Here is a 9,524-nt window from a genome sequence, read left to right on the forward strand (position 1 = left end):
CGCCGACTAACGAGGCAGATCAAATAGACTGTTTCAATGACGGCTATAGGTCTACTGAATGCGGACAGCACTGCGAGGTGTTTTCGTTGCCTCGCGTCCCCCGAAGGGCACTTGCTGCATGTGTTTTCCGCAAGCGCGGACGGGGCGTTATCAACTTAACTCGCGTTCGCTCGACGATCCAGCGGCGGGGCAAGACTTCGAAGCCCTTCCGGTCATCGAATCGACGGATGATCTCGACTACGAAGTCCAGATGGGCGGCCTTGTCCATGGCATAGGCGCCTTTGGCGAACAGGTGTTTTACCCAGGGCCATCGCTTGCGGATGCGATCCAGAATCGCCTGAGCCCCGGCACTGTCGGAGGTATCGGCTCGGGCGACCGGCAGGTGCATGTCAAGAGCCGGCAATGCCGGTTGTGGCGCGCGCTGCTGGTTGCCCGCCGCACGGTGCTGAACGAGACGCGCAGCATCGAGAATGTTGTGCGCGCCATCCTGCGCGAGGCCGGCGTCAAGGTCGGCACGCCGTCGCGCACCGCCTTTGCCGAGCGCGTGCGCGAACTGGCCGGAGATGACACCGAGGTGATGGCGATGGTGAAGCCGCTTCTTGCGATCCTCAGCGCCATGCTAAAGGAGTTCGCCCGCCTGTGACAGTTATCGATGAAGACGTGGGCCGCTCGGGTTCCGTAACACGCATGGCATCGCGGTCTACAGGGATGGCGAATGGGCCGAGCGCGGCGAAGTCACGTTGACTGAAGCCGCCAGGATGCTCAATCTGAGCTCCGCGACGGTCCTTCGCCAGATTGCCGCCGGCAGTATTCCTGCCGAGCAATATTGCAAAGGCGCACCATGGGTCATCAAACGACGGGATATCGAAGATTCGCATCTGATCGAGTGCGTCACGCACTCAAGGCGCCTGTCATCACCGAGTTCGGAGCAAAAGACCCTGACTTTCAATAACGTAGCCAGATGGGCATTATGACGCGGGACCAGGGCCGATCACCGCGCTCGCCTTCCACCGTCGACTGGCCGGAGCGGTTCGGCTCTTCGCGGGCGGTGGGGCGCATCTAGGGCTGACGCCGGCGCGCTATCACGAACAAAGCTTTCGCCCGAAAGGGCGATGCCTGGATCGTTCCGTGGGGACGATGGGCGAGGCGATCTCGTTGAGAGTCCTGAACCTGCCGAACCAAGGTTCGCAAGGTCGTAAAACAGATTGAGACGTCTCGCTCTCCTGACTCCATCATGCGGCGGCTCAAGCACCGACCGCGAAGAGAAGCGAGTGACCTGCGGAACGGTCCGACAAAAAGTGCAGGAGCACCTTGACCACAACGACCCAATCAGAGAGGCCTCTTAGTCTAGGCCTGAGCGCAGCTATCCGCGCTTTTTAACACCGATAATTGCCCGCGCCTCTGCCGGCGTGGCGACGCTAGCACCCATGCGCTCCACGATTCCAACCGCGTTGTCGACAAGCTCGGCATTCGAAGCAAGCACACCACGCCGGAGGTAAATGTTGTCTTCCAACCCGACACGCACGTGCCCACCCATCGCGACTAATTGGCCGACCAAAGGCATTTCGTCGACGCCGCAACCGAACCCTCCCCAGATGGCTCCGGATGGCAATATCTCGCGCATTGCCTGAAGCACGATCGGTCGGGCCGGCGCACCATACCCGGTGCTTAGGCAGAACTGGAAAAGCGGGTCACCATCGATAAGGCCTTCCGATATAAGTTTCTTGGCTGTTTCAATGTGGCCCAGATCGAAGCATTCCAGCTCTGGCTTAACGCCCGCCTCTCGCAGTAAGGTCGCCATCTCTCGCAAATCGGACATCCGTGCGACATAGATGTTCTCACCAAAAACCATGGTTGCACAATCTAAAGTGCCAAGCTCTGGCTGAAGCTTTACCGAATGTATACAGCGCGCCACTGGGCTCTTGAGTGTACTCTCGTTGCCGATTCTCACTGGCTCAAGGGAATCGATTACCAATTCACCGTCCATTCCGTCGGTCAAATTGATGATGACATCGGTAGCTGCGTCTCGGATCTTCTTAACGACTTGTTCATAGAGTTCAAATCGGTTAGACGGGGCCCCGGTGTCTGGGTCGCGGACGTGAATGTGAACAATTGCGGCTCCGGCCCTTGCAGCCTCAAGCGCTGCATCCGCGATTTGCGACGGCGTTCTAGGGATATTTGGATGTTTCGCGAGAACCGCGGCGCTCCCACCGGTTACCGCACACGAGATGATTACTTTCTTGGACATCAACGACTCCACTGCTAAGATTGTGAGGATGAAGCCCCGTCAATTCGGCGGACATGCCAGGTGCAGAAGACTGCGGTGAGGACCAGCAGCAGCCTAGATGGCATGTCACAATTTCAGACCTCTGCGGTACCTTTATCGGAGCCTTGGCAGTCCGATACTCGCACCGGCGCTCGTGGGACGAGGCTTTCGAGCATGTTCCCGCGCTAGTTCGAACAGCCGCTCAGTTACTCTTTCGTGAGCCGGCCCACTGCGCCCGCTGGTGACACTCACATGAATGAGCATTTGCTCGCCTGTTGCCGCTGGGCTTTCGTCGCCCTCACGCATGAGCACGTGGAAAAGGTGAAGCCTCTTTTCGTCAGCGCCGAGGATTTGTGTGAACCCTTCCACGCGATCTCCGAGATGCAACTGCCTGAGGTGGAACAAGTGCGTTTCCACGGTGTAGTAGCTTCCCCACTTGGCTCGATAATCGGAGTCGACTCCGAGGTGTTGAAATACGACCTCCGTCGCTTCGCCACACAGATGAAGGTAACGACTTTCCGTCACATGTCCGTTGTAGTCGATCCAGTCGGAGTACACCTGCTGCGTTGGAATGCGCAGCAGCCCATCAGCGCTGGACTCAGGCATCTGCTCTAACCCCAATACTCTGCCTCAACCAGCGCCAGTTCATCTTCCGCACCTCACTCTATCCGATCAGGGCCGTACGGCCTTGTCAGCTTCCGTTCGCTCAGGCAAGTCATTGCTTGACCATCGTTGCCTGGGTTCGCCTTTTGCCGCGCACGGTATATTTAAGTGGAACATCCAAGCACTAGCGACCCGTTTGTTACGATCGGGTTTTCTTAAACGTCGCAATTGGCTCTACCGGGTCGACATTCTATTCTCTTCCGCCGAGCATTGGCCCGTTGCGCTGTAATTTCAAATAGACTGTTGCTATAATAGCTATAGGCCTGCTGAATGCGGATAGTGCTGCTGGCTGTTTTCGTGCAAGGGTGAATCACTGCGGCGTTCAAGGGCCCGATCGCCGCCGAACAGAGTCGTGCGCGGGCGCCAAAGACTCACGCAATGATACCCATGCGATTCATCTATTTGCCCCCCCCCCCGCGCGGTCAGCGATCCGAAAATCAAGCTGCGCCGCAGGCGAAAGCATTCTGGCTGCGACAGACGGAGATTTTAGTGAAGCGGCTGCCGGCAATGATTCGACCTGCGGATGGCTAAGTCAGTTGCCCGAGCGCTCGACGCGTCCGACGTTGACCGGCACGCCAAACGCCGATTGGGTGGTGGCCGGCGGCGGCTAGAAGACCTCACAGCCGGACATCGGCATCATGCCTGCCAGTTCGGCATAGCAGGGGTGCAATGCCGGCAGTGAGAATCATGCCGATGACGAAGCCAGTGATTACGGTGAGAGGACCTGCCGCCGGCCAAACGCCGACCATCGTGATCCAGCCAGTCCTATCAGGCAACCTATGCCAATCGCGGCAAGCGCTCCGAGGCTGAGCGAGCCTACCGCCGGCGCCGGAGCAACCGGGACATCAGCTTCGACGGCCTCAGCTCTCTTGCCCGAAAAATCGCGGTTGCTGGCTAGCTTATTGTTCACGATTGAGTTTCTTTGCGTTGCAATTAGCTCTACTAGCTCTACCGTACCGACGCTATTAGCTTACGCCGCGCCTTTATCGTTTGCGCTTTGATTCCAAATAAACAGTTGTAATAGCGCTCTTAATTCTACTGAAGTACGCGGCGGTGCGAGCTGTTTTAAGAGGTCAGGAGATTTCCGCAACAGTGATGCGGCCGACTGACGCCGAACAGCTCGAGCCGGCGCCATAGGCTCGCGCAATGACACCCATGCGATTTATCTATTTGCGCGGTGCCCCCCCGCGGGCAACGATATCGAGCCGCGCCGCAGGTGAAAACATGCCGGCTGCGGCGTCATACGGAGATTTTCATGCAGAGAGTAACATGCCGAGAGTAAAGCGGCTTCCCGGCAACGATTCGACCTGCGGATGGCTAAGCCAGTTGCCCGAGCGGTCGACACGGCCGACGTTGAGCGGCACGCAAAAGGCGGATTGGGTGGTGGTGGGCGGCGGCTACACGGGCATGGCCGCGGCGCGGCAACTCGCGACGCTCAAATCCCGCGGGCGCATCATCCTCCTGGAGGCCAACCGCGTCGGAGAAGGTGCAAGCGCGCGCAACTCCGGCTTCCTGGTCGATGCGACGCTCAACGAGGGGGCCGGCACGGCGTCTGACATCGAGGTCGTCCGGCAAAAGTACAAGCTCGCCCGCGCCGCCATCGCTGAAGTCAAATCCCTCGTCACCGGGTACGGCATCGATTGCGACTGGGATCCGTGCGGAAAACTCTACGGCGCCCGCGACCCGCGCTACCTCGGCAGGCTTGAGAAATTTACGCGCCTCCTGGGCGAACTCGGCATCGCGAACGAGGTCCTGACCGGGACAAGGCTTCGCCATCACATCGGCACAGGCTTCTACACGACTGCCGTATGGACGAAGACGAGCGTCATCCTGCAGCCCGCCAAACTCGCGCGCGGCTTTTCCCACAATCTGCCGCCGTCGATCGAGGCCTACGAGAACACGCCTGTCATCGCATGGCAATCCAGCAATGGCGGGTATCGGCTGGAGACGCCCTCCGGCGAAGTCATCGCGCGCAACGTCATCATGGCAGTCAATGGATTTATGCCCGAAGTCGGTATTCGCCAGGATCGCAGCTTCGCTCTGCAGCTTACGGCGAGCATGAGCCGCCCCCTGACGGATGACGAATACGCAGCGATCGGCGCGCCCAAGCCGTATGGCCTTCTGTCGGCCGATGCCATGGGAGCGACGATTCGGCTGACACGCGACCGGCGCATCCTCGTCCGGAACACCTGCGAGGTACCGCGGCGAATGTCACTCGATCCCACAGCACTTATCCGACGAAAAATTGATCATGCCCGCGCCCTTACGCAACGGTTTCCCGCACTAAGCCCACAAATCTTCACCCATTCCTGGTCGGGCATCGTCTGCCTGAGTACGAATGGGCATCATGTATTCGGCAAGGTTGCCGACGGACTGTTCGTTGCCGGATGCTACAATGCCAACGGGCTTGGCCTTGCCAATCTCCTGGGGCGTGAAGTTGCCAACCTCGCCGCCCGTCAGGACAGCGAATGGATACCGCTGATCGAACAGCGCAGCCGACCACAGCGCTTGCCACCCCAGCCGCTGCTCGGCTGGGGCGCACGCCTGCGCCTCGCCCGCGATCGTTTCCTCGCCCGCAGCGAAGCATGAAAAGGAGATCATCCATGAATGACGATATCACCCATATCGAGCCCGGCCCACGCTATAGCCAGGCCGTCGTCCACAACGGCATCGTCTATCTCTGTGGCCAGGTCGGATTGCCGAATGCTTCCATCACCGAACAGACCGAAGGAGCACTTGCCAATATTGACCGTTTGCTGGCCCTGAGCGGTTCCGACAAGTCGCGCATTCTGCAGGTGACGATCTGGCTCACCGACATGCAACACTGGGCAGAGATGACGGCAGTCTACGAGAAGTGGATTCCGCACGGGTCAGTGCCGGCTCGCGCGAGTGTCGCCTCCGCACTCGTCCCGAACTACGACGTGGAAATAATGCTAACGGCGGCGCAGCGCCGCGCCGCATAGAGATTCGGGCTACAATGACCCTAAATGCAGCTATTGCGCCCGAAGGACCCGAAGTCGAAATCTCGATAAAGACCCTTGAGCTCACTCGAGAGAACTGGGATGCACTTGGCCAGCACAATGCCAATGTTGGCCTGCTGCTGCCCCTCAAGGAACCACCGCTTCATTTCTATCGCTACCTTGTCGATAGGATTGGACGCAAGTGGCACTGGCAAGACTATCTTTGCCTGAGCGACGCAGACCTAGCTGCCCGCATCCATGGACCGCAACGCGACATGCGTCTGCTGATGATCGAAGGCGCGCCGGCAGGCTTCTTCGATCTCGACCGCCGTGACAAAGAGACCGTCGAGGTTGTCTACCTCGGCCTGATGGAGCACGTGGCCGGGCGCGGGTTCGGCAAATGGCTACTCTCCGGGGCTATGGCGGCGGCCTTTTCCGCCGATGTGGGGCGCATTGTGCTCAAGACTTGCTCGCTCGATCATCCGGCGGCGCTGGCAATCTACCAAAAGGCGGGCTTCAAGGTCGTCGCAGATGTGTCGATCCAGATGCGGCTTCTGACGCTGGAGCAGAGGGCGGCGATCCTACTTCGCTGATCAGGTGAGACCCGCCTGATCGTCTCATCACCTTCGCCTCAACCGAAGGGCACCAATCGCAATTGGGGCAGCGCCATGCCTTTCGACATGGCGCATTCATTCAGCAGACTTCGAAGAGTGCCGCAGCACCCTGCCCGCCGCCGATACACATGCTGACGACCGCTAACTTGGCCCCACGGCGCTGGCCCTCGACAAGTACATGTCCCACCAGACGGGCCCCGGTCATGCCGTAAGGATGGCCGAGGGCGATGCCGCCGCCATTGACGTTGAGGCGTTCGGCCGGGATCTCCAGGCGATCGGTGCACGCCAGGAGTTGCGCTGCGAAGGCCTCGTTAATCTCCCATAGATCGATATCATCAATTCCAAGCCCATGGCGGGCAAGAAGTTTCGGGATCGCAAGGATGGGGCCGATGCCCATCTCCTCAGGCGCGCAGCCGGCAACCGCGCTTCCGCGGAAAATTCCCAGCGGCTTCAGGTTCTCCCGCTTGGCGGTTTCGACATCCATGAGAACGAGAGCGCTTGCGCCGTCCGAGAGCTGACTGGCATTGCCGGCCGTCACATACCGCCCATGTTCCAGTGCGGGTTTTAGGGCCGCTATTCCCTCATAGGTGCTTTCGCGCGGGCCTTCATCCCTTTCCGCAGATAGCGTCCTGCAAGAAATGGCGCCGCTGTCACGATCCTTCACCAGTTGTGAGACGACGATTGGAACGATCTCCGCATCGAACCTTCCCTGCCGCTGCGCATCGCGCGCGCGCTCCTGGCTCTGCACTGCCAAGTGGTCCTGACGTTCACGGGTGATGCCGTACGTTTCGGCCACCCGCTCGGCCGTCTGCACCATCGACATATAGTAGAGCGGGTAGGATGCCTCCACTGCCGGATCACGCTCGCGGTACCGGTTCACGTGCTCATTCTGTGCAAGACTGATCGATTCAACCCCGCCGCACAGGACGACCCGGCTGCTGCCGGACGCGACCTGCATGGCGCCGGCCGCTATTGCCGACAGGCCGGAGGCGCACTGGCGGTCGATAGTCATAGCGGCGACCGAGACCGGGAAGCCGGCCGCGAGAATGGCGTGGCGCGCGACATTGACGCCGCTCGTCCCTTGGGTCACGGCGCAGCCGAGTATGACGTCGTCGACCATGCCCGCGTCAATGCCCGCCCGGGTGACGGCCGCCTTCATGGCATGGCCAGCGAGCGACGGCGCCTCGGTGTTGTTGAAACAGCCGCGATAAGCCTTGCCGACTGCCGTGCGTGCCGTTGATACGATGGCAATGTCCTGCATTCCTAAGTCCTTTCGATCGGTTCGAGCCCGCACCAGGCAGCGATGAAGAGCGCAATCGACTGCGTGACACGCTTTACGGAGTCGAGGTGTACGCGCTCGTCGTAGCCGTGGATGCGCTCTGCAACCGGCCCGTACACCAGCGCCGGCATGCCGGCGTAGAGACCGAAGTAGCGTGCATCGGTCGTGGCGGTGATCGGCGTGCGCGCCATGGGGGATCCGTTGACGATCTGGTGCATGGCAGCCAGCAGCTCTATGGCATTCGTCGCCGCCTCGGAGCAATCGCGCCCCAGACTGTAACCCTCCGCACGGAAACCATGGCAGATGACCTCCGGCGGGTTCTGCCGCAGATAGTCGGACCTGTCCGCAGCCGACGCGATGCATTGCCGAAGCTCCCGCTCGGCCGCGTCAATATCATCTCCCGGATAAATCGCCATACGCACGTCGAAAGTCGACCAGGCCGGGACGCTCGATGCCCAATCTCCGCCTTCGATCCGTCCTATGTTGAGGTTCAAAGGGTGATCGACACCTTCAAACTCCGTCGGCCGACGGGCTGCGTCGTTCCACCGTGTCTCTAGCTCTCGAAGCGCAGAAATCAGGGGCAGTGCCGCTTCGATCGCGTTTACGCCTGCGCTGGCATAGGCAATGTGCGAGGGAATCCCGTTCAGACGTACCTGGAGCCATAATACACCAATCTGGGCGATGACGAGCGCCTCTCCGAACGGCTCGGGGATGAGCGCGGCATCGGCTGTGTATCCCCTCTGTAGGCACGCGAGCGCGCCGTTGCCCGTACACTCCTCCTCCACGACGAATTGCAGGTAGCAATCGGCGGCCGGTTGGAAACCGAGCGAGGCAAGGGCTTCCAACGCGAAAAGATTGCACGAGAGGCCGGCCTTCATGTCGCCGGCACCGCGCCCGTAAAGCCAATTCTCGTCCATATAGGGCTCGAAGGGCGGATTGCACCACATGGAAAGCGGACCGGTGGGTACCACGTCGACATGTCCGTTCAAGATGAGGCTGCGCCCCTTGCGGCTCCTGCTGACACTTTTCCCGACCACATTGAGCGCCTGCGCATAAGGCTCGAGCACCGGCGAGAAGCCGGGAAGATCAGCAAGATGCTGCTCGTTGATCTCCCAAACGTCCGTCTCGTAACCGCGGCTGCGAATCGCGTCCGCCAAATAGAGCTGAATCGACTGCTCATGGCCGCGTACCGACGGAAAGCGGCAGAGTTGTTTCAGGAAATCCGTTTGCGAATCGAACGCGCTGTCCACCGCGCCCAAAACGGTCTGGCGAAAGTTGGAATCCATTAAGTCCTCAATTGAAAATTGCAGGTGGGTGGGGGATGACGAGCGGTGCCCCGGTCTTAGCCTTTACCTCTTCGAGCGAAACGCCGGCAAACAATTCAACAAGTTCAAAGCCGTCTGATGACACGTCGACGACGGCCAGGTCGGTGATGATCCTGTGAACGCACCGCTGAGCAGTCAGGGGCAACGTACATTGCTCGACCAGCTTTGGTTTTCCGGCCTTATCCACGTGCGTCGTCAGCACGATAACCCGTCGTGCTTTCTGGGCCAGTTCCATCGCGCCGCCTGTCCCGGGCGTGAACTTTCCCGGTATCATCCAGTTGGCGAGATCGCCGTTGCTCGCAACCTCAAACGCCCCCAGCATCGTGAGATCGAGATTTCCGCCGCGGATGATCGCGAACGAAACCGCACTGTCGAAGTAAGAAGCGCCGGCCAGCGTGGTGATGTAGTTGCCGCCCG

General features: G+C 60.0%; 9 protein-coding genes and 2 pseudogenes. 5 read left to right on the top strand and 6 right to left on the bottom strand.

Annotation, left to right across the window (positions count from 1 at the left end):
• Nucleotides 1-163 precede the first annotated feature (163 nt).
• Nucleotides 164-367: pseudogene (locus tag AC0L2R_RS33395) on the bottom strand (transposase); the annotation flags it as partial.
• 9 nt (nucleotides 368-376) lie between these two features.
• On the opposite strand from AC0L2R_RS33395, the pseudogene AC0L2R_RS33400 reads away from it, so the two are divergent.
• Both AC0L2R_RS33400 and AC0L2R_RS33405 read left to right on the top strand, forming a co-directional pair.
• Nucleotides 377-640: pseudogene (locus AC0L2R_RS33400) on the top strand (IS110 family transposase); the annotation flags it as partial.
• Nucleotides 641-740: 100 nt separating this feature from the next.
• Nucleotides 741-974 (top strand): helix-turn-helix domain-containing protein, encoded by a 234-nt coding sequence (locus AC0L2R_RS33405; protein WP_473514050.1) that lies wholly within the window; start codon nucleotides 741-743, stop codon nucleotides 972-974.
• Nucleotides 975-1,363: 389 nt separating this feature from the next.
• On the opposite strand, the gene AC0L2R_RS33410 is transcribed toward AC0L2R_RS33405, so the two are convergent.
• Together AC0L2R_RS33410 and AC0L2R_RS33415 are read right to left on the bottom strand one after the other, a co-directional pair.
• The gene (locus AC0L2R_RS33410) at nucleotides 1,364-2,248 is read right to left on the bottom strand and encodes a beta-keto acid cleavage family enzyme (RefSeq protein ID WP_473514051.1); all 885 of its coding nucleotides are present in this window, start codon (nucleotides 2,246-2,248) and stop codon (nucleotides 1,364-1,366) included.
• A gap of 132 nt (nucleotides 2,249-2,380) precedes the next feature.
• The gene (locus tag AC0L2R_RS33415) at nucleotides 2,381-2,872 is read right to left on the bottom strand and encodes a thioesterase family protein (RefSeq protein ID WP_473514052.1); all 492 of its coding nucleotides are present in this window, start codon (nucleotides 2,870-2,872) and stop codon (nucleotides 2,381-2,383) included.
• Between the two features lie 1,281 nt (nucleotides 2,873-4,153).
• Here AC0L2R_RS33415 and AC0L2R_RS33420 point away from each other — a divergent pair.
• From AC0L2R_RS33420 to AC0L2R_RS33430, 3 genes are read left to right on the top strand one after another with little or no spacing between them, the layout of a single operon-like run.
• Nucleotides 4,154-5,518 (top strand): NAD(P)/FAD-dependent oxidoreductase, encoded by a 1,365-nt coding sequence (locus tag AC0L2R_RS33420; protein ID WP_473514053.1) that lies wholly within the window; start codon nucleotides 4,154-4,156, stop codon nucleotides 5,516-5,518.
• A 14-nt stretch (nucleotides 5,519-5,532) separates the two neighbouring features.
• Nucleotides 5,533-5,892 (top strand): RidA family protein, encoded by a 360-nt coding sequence (locus AC0L2R_RS33425; protein ID WP_473514054.1) that lies wholly within the window; start codon nucleotides 5,533-5,535, stop codon nucleotides 5,890-5,892.
• A gap of 14 nt (nucleotides 5,893-5,906) precedes the next feature.
• A complete protein-coding gene (locus tag AC0L2R_RS33430) occupies nucleotides 5,907-6,482 on the top strand; it encodes a GNAT family N-acetyltransferase (protein WP_473514055.1) in 576 nt (191 codons plus the stop codon).
• Between the two features lie 100 nt (nucleotides 6,483-6,582).
• Here the strand turns inward: AC0L2R_RS33430 and AC0L2R_RS33435 are convergent, their stop codons facing one another.
• From AC0L2R_RS33435 to AC0L2R_RS33445, 3 genes are all read right to left on the bottom strand, one after another.
• Nucleotides 6,583-7,764, bottom strand: a complete 1,182-nt coding sequence (locus AC0L2R_RS33435; RefSeq protein WP_473514056.1) for an acetyl-CoA C-acyltransferase — start codon at nucleotides 7,762-7,764, stop codon at nucleotides 6,583-6,585.
• Between the two features lie 2 nt (nucleotides 7,765-7,766).
• Nucleotides 7,767-9,068 carry an ArgE/DapE family deacylase gene (locus AC0L2R_RS33440; RefSeq protein ID WP_473514057.1) on the bottom strand — a complete coding sequence of 434 codons (1,302 nt, stop codon included), beginning with the start codon at nucleotides 9,066-9,068 and terminating at the stop codon, nucleotides 7,767-7,769.
• 7 nt (nucleotides 9,069-9,075) lie between these two features.
• On the bottom strand, nucleotides 9,076-9,524 hold a 449-nt coding region (locus AC0L2R_RS33445), incomplete at its 5' end, for a CoA-transferase (protein ID WP_473514058.1).

This window comes from Mesorhizobium sp. WSM4820, assembly GCF_055811075.1.

Bases quoted from the DNA above. Each gene is read 5' to 3' on its own strand.
- AC0L2R_RS33410 (WP_473514051.1), bottom strand. From the start codon at position 2,248: ATGTCCAAGAAAGTAATCATCTCGTGTGCGGTAACCGGTGGGAGCGCC.
- AC0L2R_RS33415 (WP_473514052.1), bottom strand. From the start codon at position 2,872: ATGCCTGAGTCCAGCGCTGATGGGCTGCTGCGCATTCCAACGCAGCAG.
- AC0L2R_RS33420 (WP_473514053.1), top strand. From the start codon at position 4,154: ATGCCGGCTGCGGCGTCATACGGAGATTTTCATGCAGAGAGTAACATG.
- AC0L2R_RS33425 (WP_473514054.1), top strand. From the start codon at position 5,533: ATGAATGACGATATCACCCATATCGAGCCCGGCCCACGCTATAGCCAG.
- AC0L2R_RS33430 (WP_473514055.1), top strand. From the start codon at position 5,907: ATGACCCTAAATGCAGCTATTGCGCCCGAAGGACCCGAAGTCGAAATC.
- AC0L2R_RS33435 (WP_473514056.1), bottom strand. From the start codon at position 7,764: ATGCAGGACATTGCCATCGTATCAACGGCACGCACGGCAGTCGGCAAG.
- AC0L2R_RS33440 (WP_473514057.1), bottom strand. From the start codon at position 9,068: ATGGATTCCAACTTTCGCCAGACCGTTTTGGGCGCGGTGGACAGCGCG.